Annotated in this window: 2 protein-coding genes; both read left to right on the top strand. The window is 72.3% G+C overall.

The genetic code is table 11. The annotated features are described in order from the left end of the window. Positions 1 to 8: 8 nt before the first annotated feature. Positions 9 to 7,793, top strand: coding sequence for an amino acid adenylation domain-containing protein (locus ACZ60E_RS05930; protein WP_469438592.1), 7,785 nt, complete (start codon positions 9 to 11; stop codon positions 7,791 to 7,793). Next, a complete protein-coding gene (locus ACZ60E_RS05925) occupies positions 7,790 to 16,744 on the top strand; it encodes a non-ribosomal peptide synthetase (protein ID WP_469438589.1) in 8,955 nt (2,984 codons plus the stop codon). The genes ACZ60E_RS05930 and ACZ60E_RS05925 overlap by 4 nt, the downstream gene beginning before the upstream one ends. The last annotated feature ends 1 nt before the right edge of the window (position 16,745 follow it).

Here is a 16,745-nt window from a genome sequence, read left to right as displayed (position 1 = left end):
GAGACAGAATGATCCCGTTGTCGTTCGCGCAGCGTCGGCTGTGGTTCGTGGACCGGTTCGAAGGCCCGTCGCCGACCTACAACGGCGCTCTCGCCCTGCATCTGACCGGCGAGCTGAACGCGGGCGTGCTGGAGGCGGCGCTCCACGACGTCGTCGGCCGGCACGAGGCCCTGCGCACGGTTGTCGTCGAGGACGACGACGGCGTCCCGCACCAGCGCGTGCTGCCTTCCGGCGCGGAGTCGTTCGGTCTGGGCGTCGTCGAGGCCGCGACGGAGCAGGAGCGGGTGAGGGCGGTCGACGAGGCGGCCACTGCCACTTTCGACCTGGCCGCCGACGTCCCGATCAGGGCCCGGCTGGTGCGATGTGGTCCACGTGAGCACACCCTGGTGCTGGTGATGCATCACATCGCCGTGGACGGCGAGTCGTTCGGGCCGCTGTGCCGTGATCTGACCACCGCCTACGCGGCCCGCCGCGACGGCAGGGCCCCGGCGTGGGAGCCGTTGCCGGTGCAGTACGCGGACTACACGCTCTGGCAGCGGGACATGCTCGGCGACGAGTCCGACCCGGACAGCCTGGCGGCCCGGCAACTGGACTTCTGGCGGCGGACCCTGGCCGACCTGGCGCAGCCGCTGGCCCTGCCCACGGACCGCCCGCGCCCCAAGTCGATGAGCCACCGCGGCGACATGATTCCGTTCTCGATCGACCCCGAGCTGCTGCGGTCGGTGGAGAAGCTCGCCGCGCAGGCCGACACCACGGTCTCGATGGTCATGCACTCCGCACTGGCGGTCCTCCTGCACCACCTCGGCTGCGGTGACGACGTACCCGTCGGCGCGCCGATCGCCGGCCGCACCGACGAGGAGCTGCGCGACCTCGTGGGGTTCTTCGTCAACACCTGGGTGCTGCGCGTCGAACTCTTCGGCAACCCGACCTTCGGCGAGCTGCTGCAGCGGGTACGGGAGCGGGCCCTGTCGGCGTACGACCACCAGGACCTGCCGTTCGAGCGGCTGGTGGAGCTGCTGAACCCCGACCGGTCCACCGCGTACAACCCGCTCTTCCAGGTGATGCTCGCGTGGCAGCCGTCGATTCCGGAACTGGACTTCCCCGGACTGGTCTCCCGCTCCGAGCGCCTGGAGACCGCCACCGCCAAGTTCGACCTGTTCTTCGACCTGGTCCCGGACGCCTCGGGCGGGGCGCGATGCCGCCTGGAGTACCGCACCGACCTCTTCGACCAGGACACCGCCGCAGGCATCGCGCACCGCTTCGTGCGTGTGCTGAGCCGACTTGTTGCCGACCCGGAACGCCGGATCGGCGGTATCGACGTACTCGACGCCGCCGAACGCGACCGGCTGCTCGTGACGTTCAACGACACCGCCTCACCGGTGGACGAGCTGACCGTGCCGGAGCTGTTCGAACTCCAGGTCGCCAGGACGCCCGACGCCCCCGCGATCGTGCACGACGACCGGACACTGACCTACCGGGAGCTCGACGCCCGTGCCGACGCCGTCGCCTGGGAGCTGGTGCGCCTCGGGGCCGGCCCCGAGGACCTGGTGGTCCTCGCGCTGCCGCGCGCGGAGGACCTGGTGGCCGGGCTGCTCGGCATCCTCAAGTCCGGTGCGGGCTATCTGCCCATGGATCCGCAGTACCTCGCCGGCCGCGCCGAGAGCGTGCTGTCCGAAGCCCGTCCGCGCTTCGTGGTCACCGACACCACCACGTCACGGGCCCTGCCGGCGAACGACATGACGACCGTGGACCTCGACGAGCGCGCGCGCTGGGACACACCGGGCAGGCCGCTGCGCGACGCGGACCGCGTCGCGCGGCTGAGCCCGGACAACCTGGCGTACGTCATGTACACCTCCGGCTCCACGGGCACGCCGAAAGGCGCTGCGATCACCCACCGCAGCCTCGTCAACGGAGTACGTGAACTGACGCGCGTGCTGGACGCACCGCCCGGATGGCGCATGCTGGCCGGCACGTCGGTCAACTTCGACGTCTCGGTCTTCGAGCTGCTGACCGCCCTGTCCACCGGCGGCAGCGCCGAGGTCGTCTCCAGCGCGCTGGCGCTGGGCGAACGGGACAGCTGGAACGGCCACGTGATCAGCGCGGTCCCCTCGGTGCTCGGGGAACTGGTGGGCCACCTGCGGAAGACCACGGACGTGCGCACGGTCGTGTTCGCGGGCGACGTGCTCCCGGCCCGGCTGGTGAGACAGGTGCGCGAGGCACTGCCCGGCGTGCAGGTCGTGAACTCCTACGGGCAGAGCGAGAGTTTCTACGCCACCACCTACTCTCTCCCGGCGTCCGAGGAGTGGTCGCAGGGCGAGGTCGCGCCGATCGGCACCCCGCTGGGCAACATGCGTGCCTACGTGCTCGGCCCGGGACTCGCCCTCGTACCGCAGGGCGCGGTCGGTGAGCTGTACGTGGTCGGCACCTGCCTCGGCCGTGGCTACCACGGCCGCCCGGGCCTGACCGCCGAGCGCTACGTGGCCAACCCCTTCGGCCCGGCGGGCGAGCGGATGTACCGCACGGGCGACCTGGCCCGCTGGAACGCGCACGGTCAGCTGGAGTGCCTGGGCCGGGGCGACGGCCAGGTGAAGGTGCGGGGCTTCCGCATCGAGACAGCCGAGGTGGAGGCCGCGGTCACCGCGTACCCCGGGATCAGCGAGGCGGTCGTGATCAGCCGCGAGCTGCCCTCGGGCGGGCGGCGGCTGGTCGCGTACGTGGTGCACGCCGGCGAGGGAGCCGTGGGTGACGACGGCGCCGGCGGGATCGGCGACGTGGACGTGCTGGCCGGTGCCTCGGCCGCCGAGCTGCGCACGTTCGTCGCGGCCCGGCTGCCCGACTACATGGTTCCCTCGGCCTTCGTGGCCCTCGACCGGATGCCGCTCGGGCCGACCGGCAAGCTGGACCGCTCGGCGCTGCCCGAACCGGAGTTCGTGGGCGAGACCTACCGGGAACCGCGCACCGAGGCCGAGGCGATCGTCGCCGCGGCCTACGCCGATGTGCTCGGTGTGGAACGCGTCGGTGTCGACGACGACTTCTTCGCCGTCGGCGGGGACAGCCTGCGGTCGATCCAGGTGGTGGCGCGGGCGCGGGCCCGGGGCCTGGACCTCACCACGCGGGAGATCTTCGAGTACCGCACGGCGGCCGGCCTCGCCGAGGTGGCGTCCGCCCGACAGGACCGGGGGCCCGCGCTCGCGGAACTGGACGGCGGCGGGGTCGGCCCGATGCCGTTGCAGCCGGTGGCACGGCAGGTGTTCGCACAGGGCGGCGGCATCGACCGCTTCGCCATGTCGATGGTGCTGGAACTGCCCGCCGGCATCGACGGCGGCGGCCTCACCGCGACACTGGACGCCGTCCTGGACCGGCACGACCTGTTGCGCGCACGGCTGGTGCGCGGCGACGAGCCCCTGCTCGTCGTACGGCCCGCGGGATCCGTGCGGGCGGCCGACCTGATCCGCCGGGTCGCCTGCGACGGCCGGTGGGACGAGCCCTCCTCCCTCGACGCGGCGAAGGCGGAACTGGACGACGCGGTCGGGCGGCTCGATCCGGAGGCCGGGACCATGGCGGACTTCGTCTGGTTCGCCCCCGGGACGGGTGCGGGCCGGCTGCTCGTGGTCCTGCACCACCTGGTGGTGGACGGGGTCTCCTGGCGCATCCTCATGTCGGACTTCGCCGAGGCCTGGCAGCAGGTCCGGTCCGGCCGCACGCCCGAGCTGCCCGAGGTCGGCACCTCGGCCCGCCGCTGGGCGTCCGCTCTGGAGGACGAGGCGTTCTCCGCGGAGCGGGAAGCGGAACTGCCGTACTGGCGCGACCTGCTGGAGACGCCCGAACCCCCGCTCGGCACCCGGCCGTTCGACCCGGCGGTGGACGTGATGTCCACGGTCGACACCGTGCGGGTACAGGTCCCCGCCGACGTCACCGAGGCCGTCCTGGGCAGGCTCCCCGCAGTGTTCCGGGCGACCGCGACCGACGTGCTGCTCGCCGCGCTCGTCCTGGCGGTCGACCGGTGGCGCGGTGCGGACCGCTCGACCCTGGTCCGCCTGGAGGGACACGGGCGCGAGGAGGACATCGTCCCCGGGGCCGACCTCACCCGCACCGTCGGGTGGTTCACGAGCATGTACCCGGTGCGGATCGACGTCCGCGGGGTAGAGCCGGCCGACGTACTGGCGGGCGGTCCCGCGGCCGGCAGGGCGATCAAGCTGGTCAAGGAGCAGTTGCGCCAGGTCCCGGACAAGGGCGTCGGGTACGGCCTGCTGCGCCACCTCAATCCGGAGACCGCCGCACAGCTCGCCCAGTACCCGGATCCCCGGATCGGGTTCAACTACCTCGGCCGGATCTCGGCCGCCGACGTGCCCGAGCACCTGCGCGCCGACGGGTGGGGACCGGCGTCCTGGTCCGCCGAGCTGCTCGCGATGCCCGATCCGGATCTGCCCGCGCTGTCCGCGCTCGAAGTCAACTCCTTCGCCGTGGACACCCCCGACGGCGCCCGGTTGCAGACGGCCTTCATGTTTCCCACCGGCCTGCTGTCCCGCGAGCGGACCGGTGAACTGGCCGAGCTGTGGCTGGAGGTGCTGCACGGCATGGCCGCGCACGCCGCACAGCCCGGGACCGGCGGTCTCACCCCCTCGGACGCCTCGCTGGTCTCGGTGCGGCAGGACGAGATCGAGGCCTGGGAGCGGCGTTACGGCCCGCTGACCGAGGTGTGGCCGCAGGCGCCGGGCCAGTCCGGGATCCAGTTCGAGGCCGCCCTCGCCGACGGCTCCTTCGACGTCTACCACATGCAGTTCGTGCTGCACCTGTCCGGGCACGTGGACCCGGCCCGCATGCGGGCCGCCGGACAGGCGCTCGTGGACCGGTACCCCAACCTGCGCTCGGCGTTCCTCACCGCCTCCGACGGAGATCCGGTGCAGATCGTGGCCGACCATGTCGTACTGCCCTGGATCCACCTGGACCTGACCGGTCGCACGGCGGCCGAGCAGGAGGCCGCGCTGGACCGGGCCCTCGCCGACGACCGGGCCGACCGGCTCGATCCCACCAGGCCGCCGCTGCTGCGCCTGGCCCTGCTCACCTGCGGGCCGCAGCGGGCGAAGCTCGTCATCACGGCGCACCACACCCTGTTCGACGGCTGGTCGTCACCGGTGGTCATCAAGGATCTGATCCGGCTGTACTCCGGGACCGACGGGCTCGGCCCGGTCCGCAGCTACGGCGACTACCTGACCTGGCTGTCCACCCGGGACCGGCAGGCGTCGGCCGCCCGCTGGGCCGCCGAGCTCAGCGGGTTCGACCAGCCCACGCTGGTGGCACCCAACGCCCCCGTCCAGGAGACGGCGTCCGCCCTCGGACGGGTCGAGGTACCGCTGTCGATCGACAAGGGCCGTGCCCTGGCCCGGCGGGCCGCGGAACTCGGTGTCACGCTGAACACCCTCCTCCAGGGCGCGTGGGGCATCCTGCTGTCGAAGCTGACCGGGCAGCAGGACGTGGTGTTCGGAGCCGCAGTCAACGGCCGCCCGGCCGAACTGGCCGGTTCCGACGAGATGGTCGGCCTGTTCATCAACACGCTTCCCACCAGGGCGTACTGCCGTCCCGACCACAGCGTCGCGCAGGTCGTCACCGACCTGCAGAACCGGCAGACCGCGCTGCTCGACCACCACTACTACGGCCTCGCCGACATCCAGCGCGACGTCGGCCTGCCCGCCCTCTTCGACACCATCGTCGTGTTCGAGAACTACCCCATCGACCGGGCCGGCATCGTCGACGCCAACGCCGCCGCGGGATTCACGATCGACGGCATCCGGCCCTACGCGGGCTCGCACTACCCGCTCACGCTCAATGCCTCCGACCCCTACCTGCGGACCTCGCTGGACTACCAGAACAACCTGTACGACCGACAGGCGGCCGAGGTGATCGCCGCCCGGCTCGTCCGGGTCCTGGACCACATACTCGACGACCCGACGGTGCCGGTCGGCTCGGTCGAGGTACTTTCCGAGGAGGAGCGCGACCGGTTGGTGCGGCGGATCAACGACACCGCCCACCCGGTGCCACCGGACACCCTGCCGGGCGCGTTCGAGGCCCAGGTGGAGCGCACGCCGGACCTCGTCGCGCTGATCGGCGAGCGGGAAAGGCTGACCTACCGGGAGTTCGACCGGCGCGCGAACCGGCTGGCGCACTGGCTGGTCGAGCAGGGCGCGGGACCCGAGCGGCTGGTCGCCGTGCGCCTGCCCCGCTCGGTGGATCTGATGGTCGCGATCTACGCGGTGGTCAAGGCGGGCGCGGCCTACGTGCCCATCGACACCGAGTTGCCCGAGGACCGGGTGCGGCACGTGCTGGACGGCGCCGGGCCGCTGCTGGTGCTCGACGGGGCGCTGCCGGACGTGTCCGCGTACCCGGCCACGACGCCCGAGCGGCGGCTGTCACCGGACAACGCCGCGTACGTCATCTTCACCTCCGGCTCCACCGGCGGCCCCAAGGGCGTGCAGGTGTCACACCGGTCGATCATGAACCGGCTGGCGTGGGGCCTGGCGCACTTCGACGTCGGCCCCCAGGACCGGGTGCTGCTGAGCACGTCGACGAGCTTCGACGTGTCGGTGCCGGAGCTGTTCGCGCCGTTGCAGGTGGGCGCGGCCGTGGTGATCGCCCGTCCGGCCGGGCGGCGGGACCCGGCCTACCTGGCCGAGCTGATCCAGCGGGAGCGGGTGACGGGGGCGGACTTCGTGCCCTCCCTGCTGGAGGCGTTCGTCGCCGAGCCCTCGGCGAAGCAGTGCGACAGCCTGCGCTGGATGGAGGTCGCGGGTGAGGCGTTCCCGGCGGCCCTGGCGAACAAGGTGGTCGGCCTGCTGCCCGACTGCGGTGTGCACAACCTCTACGGGCCCACCGAGGCGGCCGTCGAGGTCACGGCGTGGCAGCACGTGCCAGGGGCGGACCGGGTGCCGATCGGCACCCCGGTGTGGAACACCCAGGTGTACGTGCTGGACGCGGCGCTGCGTCCGGTCGCGCCGGGAGTGGCCGGCGAGCTCTACCTCGCGGGGGCCGGCCTCGCCCGCGGCTACCTCGGGCAGAGCGCGCTGACCGCGCACCGCTTCGTGGCCTGCCCCTTCGGTGCCGCAGGCGCGCGGATGTACCGCACCGGAGACCTGGTGCGCTGGAGCCGGGACGGCCAGGTCGAGTACCTCGGCCGTACCGATTTCCAGGTCAAGGTCCGCGGCTTCCGGATCGAGCTGGGCGAGGTGGAGTCGGCGCTGACCGCGCACCCGGACGTCGACAACGCGGTCGTCGTGGTGCGCGAGGACCGCGCCGACGACCAGCGGCTGGTCGCCTACGTGGTGCCGGGCGAGCGTACGGCGGATTCCTCGGAGCTGGATCTGACCGCCCTGACGGAGCTGGTGCGGGGGCGGCTGCCGGAGTACATGGTGCCCTCGGCGATCGTGTCGCTCGACGCGTTCCCCACGACGGCGAGCGGGAAGCTCGACCGCAACGCGCTCCCCGCTCCCGACCACGCGGAAGCGGTGTCCGGACCAGGGCCGCGCAACCACCGCGAGGAAGTCCTCTGCCGGCTGTTCGCCGAGCTGCTCGGCGTGGAGGAGGTCGGCGTCGACATCGACTTCTTCGACCACGGAGGGCATTCGCTGCTGGCCACCCGGCTGATCGGCCGCATCCGCAGCGAACTCGGCACCGACGTGAAGGTCACGACGGTGTTCCGCAACCCGACCGTCGCCCAGCTGGCCGAGCAGATCGAGAAGCTCGCCACGTCGAAACGTCCCCAGCTGCGTCCGATGAACGTACAGGAGAACCGTCGATGATCCCGTTGTCCTTCGCCCAGAGCCGGATGTGGATCCTGCACAAGCTGGAAGGCCCGTCCGCGACCTACAACGTGCCGTTCGTGCTGCGCCTGGAGGGGACGCTGGACACGACGGCCCTGGCCGCGGCGGTGACGGACGTCACGACCCGGCACGAGAGTCTGCGCACCCTGGTCGTCGAGAACGCGGACGGCACGCCGGAGCAGCGGATCCTGCCTCCCGAGGAGGCCGTGCACCCCTTCCACGTGGTCGACGTGGCCGCGGACGCCGTGGACACCGCCCTGCACGAGGTCACCTGCGAGCCGTTCGACCTGGACACGGAGCTTCCGCTGCGCACGACCGTGCTGCGGCTCGCTCCGCAGGAGCACGTCCTGGTGTTCGTCTTCCACCACATCGCCGCGGACGGGGCGTCGATAGCGCCGTTCGTCAGGGACCTGGTGTCGGCGTACACGGCCCGCCACGGGGGGAGTGCGCCGCAGTGGACTCCGCTGTCCGTGCAGTACAAGGACTACACGCTGTGGCAGCGGCAGCTGCTGGGTGACGAAGCCGACCCGGAGAGCACCATCGCGGAGCAATTGGCCTACTGGAACAAAGAGTTGGCCGAGATCCCCCAACCGTTGCAACTGCCGCTGGACCGGCCGAGGCCGACGACGGCCAGCCACCGCGGCGGCGAGGTCCCCTTCGTACTGGCACCTGAACTGCTGTCGGGCGTGCAGAAGCTGGCCGCCGACCACGGCGCCACGGCACCGATGGTGGCCCAGGCCGTGGTGGTGGTGCTGCTGAACAAGCTGGGCGCGGGCGAGGACGTGCCGATCGGCAGCCCGATCGAGGGGCGCGGCGACGAGCAACTCGACGACCTGATCGGCTTCTTCGTCAACACCTGGGTGCTGCGCGCGGACCTGTCGGGGAACCCGTCGTTCACCGACGTCCTGGAGCAGGTGCGGGACAAGGCCCTCGCCGCCTACGACAACCAGGACGTGCCGTTCGAGCGGCTGGTCGAGCTGCTCAACCCGGACCGCACCACCGCGTACATGCCCCTGTTCCAGACGGCGCTGGGCTGGCAGTTCGTGTGGGGCGAGATCGAGATCCCGGGGCTCCGGGTCACCCCCCTGCCCGTGGGCACCGGCACGGCCAAGTTCGACCTGCTCTTCAACATCGTCCCGAACGCGTCCGGCGGCACGCACGGGCTGCTGGAGTACGCGACCGACCTCTTCGACCACACCACGGCCGAGGGCATCGTCGACAGATTCGTACGCGTCCTGGAGCAGGTGCTGGGCAACCCGGCCGTGCCGATCGGCAGCATCGACGTGCTCTCGCAGGAGGAACGCCATTGGCTGCTGCGCGAGGCCAACGACACGGCGGCGGACGTCCCGGAGCGGACCTTCGACGCGCTTTTCACCGAACGGGCCGCCGCCACGCCGGACGACGTGGCGGTGGTCCGCGGAAACCTGGAGCTCAGCTACCGGGAGATCGAGGAGCGGGCCGACCGGCTGGCACGGGTACTGGCCGAGCGTGGTGTGGGCCCCGAGTCGGTGGTGGCGGTGGCGCTGTCCCGCTCGGTCGAGTGGGTCGTGGCGATCCTGGGCGTGCTGAAGGCGGGCGGGGCGTACCTGCCGGTGGACCCGGCCTACCCGGCGGAGCGTGTGGCGTTCATGGTGGCCGACTCCGGGGCCGTCCTGGTGATCGAGGACGCCGCGTCGGGGGAGCAGATGCCGCGGCTGTCCGTCCCCGTGCTCCGGCTGGACGATCCGGACGTCGCCGCGGCACTGGCCGCCGCCGACGCGGGACCGGTGACCGACACGGACCGCCGCGCCCCGGTCGCCCCGGCCAACACGGCGTACGTGATCTACACGTCGGGTTCGACCGGGACCCCGAAGGGAGTGGCGGTCACTCACTCGGGACTGGCCGGCCTGGTCGCCACCGAGGCCGAGCGGCTCCAGGTCACGCCGGCCAGCCGGGTGCTGCAGTTCGCCTCGCCGAGCTTCGATGCCTCGCTGTGGGAGTGGGGCATGTCCCTGCTGGCCGGAGCGACGCTGGTGCTGGCCGGCCCGGACGAACTGGCCGCGGGCGAACCGTTGATCGAGACGATCGCCGCCCACCGGGTGACCCACGTGACCTTGCCGCCGGCGGTGCTGGCGGCCCTGCCCACGGGGTCGCTGCCGACGGTGGAGACCCTGGTGGTCGGCGGCTCGGCCTCCACACCGGAACTGGTGGCGCAGTGGTCGCCCGGACGACGGATGATCAACGGCTACGGGCCGACCGAGATCACCGTGTGCGCCGCGATGAGCGCGCCGATGGTGGGTGACGGCCGTGTCCCGCCCATCGGACGGCCGATCGCCAACACCCAGGCGTACGTGCTGGACACCGCCCTGCGCCCGGTCGCGCCCGGAGTCGCCGGCGAGCTCTACATCGCCGGCCCCGGGCTCGCCCGGGGGTACCTCGGGCGGCCGGGCCTGACCGCGAGCCGGTTCGTGGCCTGCCCCTTCGGAGCGCCGGGAACGCGGATGTACCGCTCCGGGGACCTGGTGCGGTGGAGCAGGGACGGCCAGCTCGAATACCTCGGGAGAACCGACTTCCAGGTCAAGATCCGCGGCTTCCGCATCGAGCTGGGGGAGATCGAGCACGCGCTCACGAGCCACCCCGGCGTGTCGCAGGCCGCGGTCGTGGTGCGGGAGAACCAGCTGGGCGACCGGCAGTTGGTGGGGTACGTGGTGCCCCAGCCGTACGCCGCCGCGGTGGCCGACGCCGACTCCCAGGTGGACGAGTGGCGTGACCTCTACGACGACAGCTACGCCGGTTCCGGCGACGAGGCGCTGGGCGAGGACTTCCAGGGCTGGAACTCCAGTTACACCGGTGAGCCGATCCCGCGCGAGCAGATGCTCGCGTGGCAGGACGCGGCGGTCGCGCAGGTGTTGCAGTTCGCGCCGCGCCGGGTGCTGGAGATCGGTGTGGGGTCCGGTCTGCTGCTGGCGAAGATCGTCGGAGAGGTCGAGGAGTACTGGGGCACCGACATCTCGGCCACAGTGGTGGACCGCGTCCGGGCCCAGAGCGCGCAGGCCGGACACGGCGACCGGGTCCGGGTGAGCGCCCAGGCGGCCGACGACGTCTCCGGTCTGCCCCGTGGCCGGTTCGACACGGTGGTGCTCAACTCGGTGGTGCAGTACTTCCCGAGCGTCGAGTACCTCGACCAGGTGCTGCGCCAGGTGATGGACCTCCTCGCGCCGGGCGGCCGGGTCGTCGTCGGTGACGTCCGCAACGCGGCGACACGCCGCCTGATGCTGACCGCCGTGCAGCGGGCGGCCCACCCGCACGCCTCGCCCGAGGAACTGCGGACGCTGGTGACCAGAGAGTTGCTGGCCGAGCGGGAACTGACCGTCGCCCCGGAGTGGTTCACCGAGTGGTCGCAGGACGGTTCGGTCGCGGTCGACATCCGGTTGAAGCCCGGGCAGGCGCACAACGAACTGACCCGGCACCGCTACGAGGTGATCCTGCACAAGCGGCCGGCCGACCTGCTCGACGTGGCCGGCGCCCCGGTGCTGCCATGGGGCAGGGATGTGCACGGCCTCGCCGACCTCGGCCCTCACGCGGACCGGGCGCGCGGACCGGTGCGGGTGACCGGGATACCCAACGCGCGTCTGGTCGAGGAGGTCGCCCTGACCGTGGCGACGGGCCTCCTCGACCAGGCGTCCCCGCCCGGTGGACCGGTCGATCCGCACGAGGTGCTCCGGTGGGCCGACGAGCACGGCCGCGAGGTCGTCCTCACCTGGTCGGGCAGGGATGTGCGGTGTTTCGACGCGGTGCTGCTCCCGGCGCGGCCCGGCGGGCGGCGGGACGTCTCGGGCTCGTTCGTCCCCGGCGGCGGCGCGGGCGGGCGGGAGCGGGCGAACAACCCCGCCCTGGCCAGGTCGCTCGGCGCGCTCCTCCTCGAACTGCCCGAGTACCTGCGCGGGCGTCTGCCCGACTACATGGTTCCCCCCGCGCTGGTACCGCTCGGCGAGCTCCCGCTGACCCCCAGCGGGAAACTGAACCAGCGGGCGCTGCCCGTGCCGGACCACGGGCAGACGTCGACCGGCCGAGCCCCGCGCGACCAGGTCGAGGAGACCCTCGGCTCGCTGTTCGCCGAAGTGCTCGGCGTGGACAACGTCGGCATCGACAGCGACTTCTTCGCCAGCGGCGGCGACAGCATCCGCTCCATCCAGGTCGTCGCCCGGGCCCGGGCCCGCGGCATCGAGGTGAGCACGCGGGAGATCTTCGAGCACCCCACGGTCGCGCAGCTCGCGGAGCTGGTCGCGGGCCGCGAGCAGGAGCGGGTCGTTCTGGCGGAGCTGCCGGGCGGCGGCGTGGGCCGGGTCCCGCTGCTGCCGACGGCGAACCACGTGCTCGGGCTCGGCGGCGGCCTCGGCCGGCTCTGCATGTCCATGATGCTGACGCTGCCCGAGGACATCGACCGTGCCGGGCTGGTGGCGACGGTGCAGGCCGTACTGGACCGGCACGATGCGCTGCGTTCCCGGCTGGACCGGAAGCAGCAGGGGCTGTGGGTGGAACCGGCCGGCAGCGTGGCCGCCGACGCGCTGCTGACCCAGGTCACCCACGCCGACGCCGACGCGCAGGCCGAGCTGGACGCGGCCGCCGACCGGCTGGACCCCGACGCGGGCGTCATGGCGCAGTTCGTGTGGTTCACCTCCGACACGGACGCCGACCGGCTGCTGATCGTGCTGCACCACCTGGTCGTCGACGGGGTGTCGTGGCGGCTCCTCGTGCCGGACCTGGTCGCCGCCTGGAAGGAGGTCCGCGCCGGCCGCACCCCGCGACCGGCAGCGGGCGGAACCTCGATGCGCCGCTGGGCACACGCCCTCGTCGACGAGGCGGCACGTCCCGAGCGGGTCGCGGAACTGCCCGTGTGGCAGCGAATCCTGAGCGAGGACGAGCCGCTCCTCGGAGCGCGGGAGCGGGACCCGGCGCGGGACACCGCCGCCACCGTGGAGACGGTACGCGTGCAGGTGCCGGCGGACGTCACCGAGACCGTGCTGACCAAGGCGCCCGCGCTCTTCCGGGGCGGTGCCGACGACGTGCTGCTGGCGGCCCTGGCCCTGGCGCTGGCCCGCTGGCGCCGGACGCGGGGCGTGGACGGGCCCTCGGCGCTGGTCCGCCTGGAAGGGCACGGGAGGGAAGAGGAGGCGGTGCCCGGAGCCGACCTGTCACGCACGGTGGGCTGGTTCACCGCGATGTATCCGGTGCGGCTGGACGTGACCGGTGTCGACCTGGCCGACGCGTTCGCCGGCGGCCCGGCCGCCGGACGGGCGGTCAAGGCCGTCAAGGAACAGCTGCGGGCGGTTCCGGGCGACGGCATCGGCTTCGGTCTGCTGCGCCACCTCAACCCGGAGACCTCCACCGCGCTGTCCGCCGGCCGTGAACCGCAGATCGGGTTCAACTACCTCGGTCGCACGTCCGGCGCCGACCTCCCCGAGGAGCTGCGGGGTCAGGGCTGGACCCCGGACACCACCCGGCAGGACCTGATCGCCGCCCCGGACGCGGACATGCCGGTGCTGTCGGCACTGGAGATCAACGCTGTGGCCACCGACACCGGAGCCGGTGAAGAACTGACCGCCTACTTCGGCTTCCCGACCGGCCTGCTCTCCGCCGAGGAGGTCACCGAGCTGGCCGAGCTGTGGGTGCGGGCGCTGACCGCCCTGGCCCGGCACGCCGCGACCCCCGACGCCGGGGGCCTGACTCCGACGGACGCCCCGCTGGTCCCCGTGAGCCAGCAGGAGATCGACGCCTGGGAGGCCGTGTACGGTCCCCTCACCGAGGTGTGGCCGGTGACCTCGGCGCAGTCGGGGATCATCTTCCACTCGATGCTGGCCGGCTCCTCGTTCGACGCCTACCACGTGCAACTCGTGTTCCATGTCTCCGGCGACGTCGATCCGGAGCGGATGCGCCGGGCCGGGCAGATGCTGCTCGAACGCCACGCCAGCCTGCGCGCGGCCTTCGTCGACCGGGCCGACGGCGACCTCGCGCAGGTGGTTCCGGCACGAGGGGTGACCCTGCCCTGGCAGCACCTCGACCTGACGGGGTACGGCGAGGCGGAGCGCACCGAGAGGTTCGAGCGCTTCCTCACCGAGGACCAGGCCGCCCACTTCGACGTGCGCACCCCGCCGTTGCTGCGGCTGGCACTCGTCGCCCTCGAACCCGGCCGGGCCGAACTGGTGATGACCGTCCACCACTCACTGGCCGACGGCTGGTCCTCGCCCCTGCTGATGCGGGACCTGCTCCTGCTCTACGGCTCCCACGGCGACACCACCGGCCTGCCGAGGACACGGAGCTACGGCGAGTACCTGGCCTGGCGTGCCCGGCAGGACCAGGACGAGGCGGCACGGGCATGGGCGGCCGAGCTCGACGGGGTCGAGGAACCGACTCTGCTCGCTCCCGGAGCCACGGGCGGTGACGGACTCGACCAGGTCGCGTTCGAGCTGCCGCGAGACGTGGAGGACCGCCTGAACCGGGTGGCGTCCGATCTGGGCGTCACCGTCAACACCCTGGTGCAGGGCGCCTGGGCACTGCTGCTCGGCCAGCTCACCGGCCGCCGCGACCTGGTGTTCGGCGCCACCGTCTCCGGCCGTCCGCCCGCCGTACCGGACGTCGAGACGATGGTCGGGATGTTCATCAACACCCTGCCGGTACGCGTCCGGTACGAGCCCGGCGACACCCTCGCCGAGGTCCTCACCCGGCTGCAGAGCCGGCAGGCCCGCCTCGTCGAGCACCACCACCACGGGCTCACGGAGATCCAGCAGTCCGTGGGGCTGCAGAACCTCTTCGACACGCTGATCGTCTTCGAGTCGTACCCGGTCGACCGGGACGGACTGAACTCCGCCGCCGACGCCGCGGATGGCATCGCCATCACCGGTCTGCGGCCCTCCAACGGCACCCACTACCCGCTGGCCCTCATGGCGGCCGTCGACACGCACCTGACGTTCCTCCTCCAGTACGCGACCGGCGTCTTCGCCAGGGACACGGTGGAGACGTATGCGGCCCGGTTCGTGCGGGTCCTGGAACAGCTGGCGGCCACCCCGGACCTGAAGATCGCGCAGCTCGACGTTCTGCGGCAGACCGAACGCGACCGGTTCCTCGTCGGGTTCAACGACACGGCCGCTCCTACTCCGGACCTCACGCTCGCCGGACTCGTCGAGGCGCAGGTGGCGCGCACGCCCGACGAGACGGCGGTGGTCGCCGAGGACGGCTCGCTCACCTACCGCGAGCTGAACGCACGGGCCGACCGCCTGGCACACGAATTCGTCGAACGGGGCGTGGGCTCGGAGTCGCTGGTCGCGGTGTCCCTGCCGCGGTCGGTGAACCTGGTGGTCGCCCTGCTCGCGGTCCTGAAGGCAGGCGGCGCCTACCTGCCGGTCGACCCCAAGTACCCCAGCCACCGCCTCGCGGCGATCTTCGAGGAGGCCCGGCCGCGTCTCGTGCTGACCGACCGGGAGACGGTCGGCGTGCTTCCGGAGCACGACGCCCCGGACCTCTTCATGGACGCGCTCGACCTGTCCGGGGACGCCACCGGCCTCCACCTACCGGTGCACGCAGGGCAGTTGGCATACGTGATGTACACCTCCGGCTCCACGGGCAAGCCCAAGGGCGTCGCCTACAGCCAGAAAGCAGTGGTGAACGGCGTGCTGCGGCTGCCCTCCCTCGTCGGGCTGGAGCCTGGCGGGCGGATCCTCGCCACCACGTCGATCAACTTCGACGCCTCTGCCTTCGAGATCTTCACACCCCTGGCCAACGGAGGTGTCCTCGAAGTCGTCCAGGACATCCTGGCCCTCGGCGAAGGCAGGGCGCGGGGCGACGGGATCATCGCCGCCGTGCCGTCCGCGTTCGCCGAACTCCTCGACGACATCGCGGCCCGCACCAGGCTGACGGCGGTCGTCTTCGCCGGCGAGGCCCTGCCGATGTCGCTCGTCGACAGGACACAGGAGGCCTTCCCGGGGGTCCGGGTCCTCAACGCCTACGGGCAGACCGAGTCGTTCTACGCCACCATGTTCACCGCCGACGACGACACCCGCGAGCTGACGGGCAGCGCGCCCGTCGGCGCTCCGATCGGCAACATGCGGGCCTACCTCCTCGGCCACGGCCTGACCCCGGTGCCGCCGGGCGCGGTCGGCGAGCTGTACGTCGCCGGGAACGTGGCCCGCGGCTACCACTGCCGCCCCTCCCTGACCGCCGAGCGCTTCGTCCCCGACCCGTACGGTCCCGCCGGTTCGCGCATGTACCGCACCGGAGACCTGGGCCGGTGGAGCCCCGAGGGCCGGCTCGAATACGTGGGCCGCGGCGACGCACAGGTCAAGGTGCGGGGCTTCCGCGTCGAACCCGCGGAGGTCGAGGCCGCGCTCACCGCGCACCCCGGCGTGGCGCACGCGGCCGTCATCGCCCGCGACGGGCGGGGCAGCGGCTCCGGCAAGCAACTGGTCGCCTATGTCGTACCCGTCCTCGACGGCGACCCCGGGGCGAGCGGTGACGTCGGCGGCCCGGAGACGAAGGAACTGCACGCCTTCGTCGCGAGCCGGCTGCCGGACTTCATGGTGCCGTCCGCCTTCGTGCTCCTGGACCGGCTGCCGCTCAACCCGAACGGCAAGCTGGACCGCAACGCGCTGCCCGAGCCGGAGTACCTCGGCGCCGTCTACCGCGCCCCCCGTACCACCCGCGAGAAGAGTCTGGCCGAGCTGTTCGCCGAGGTGCTCGGCGTGGACCAGGTCGGGATCGACGACGGCTTCTTCGACCTCGGCGGGCACTCCCTGCTCGCCACCCGGCTGATCAGCCGCGCCCGCGCCGAGATGGGCATCGAGATACCCATCCGCAAGATCTTCGACCTGCCGTCGGTGGCCGCGCTCGCCGCGTGGTCGGAGGAATCGGCCGCTCCCCGTCGTCCCGGCCTGCGCAAGATGTTCGTAGAGGAGTGAA

The sequence above is a fragment of the Streptomyces sp. NPDC102514 genome (assembly GCF_055584525.1).
This window is presented reverse-complemented; position numbering and strand designations above follow the sequence as displayed.

What these genes read in the sequence shown, in the direction of transcription:
- ACZ60E_RS05930 (WP_469438592.1), top strand. Translation starts at nt 9, where the DNA reads ATGATCCCGTTGTCGTTCGCGCAGCGTCGGCTGTGGTTCGTGGACCGG.
- ACZ60E_RS05925 (WP_469438589.1), top strand. Translation starts at nt 7,790, where the DNA reads ATGATCCCGTTGTCCTTCGCCCAGAGCCGGATGTGGATCCTGCACAAG.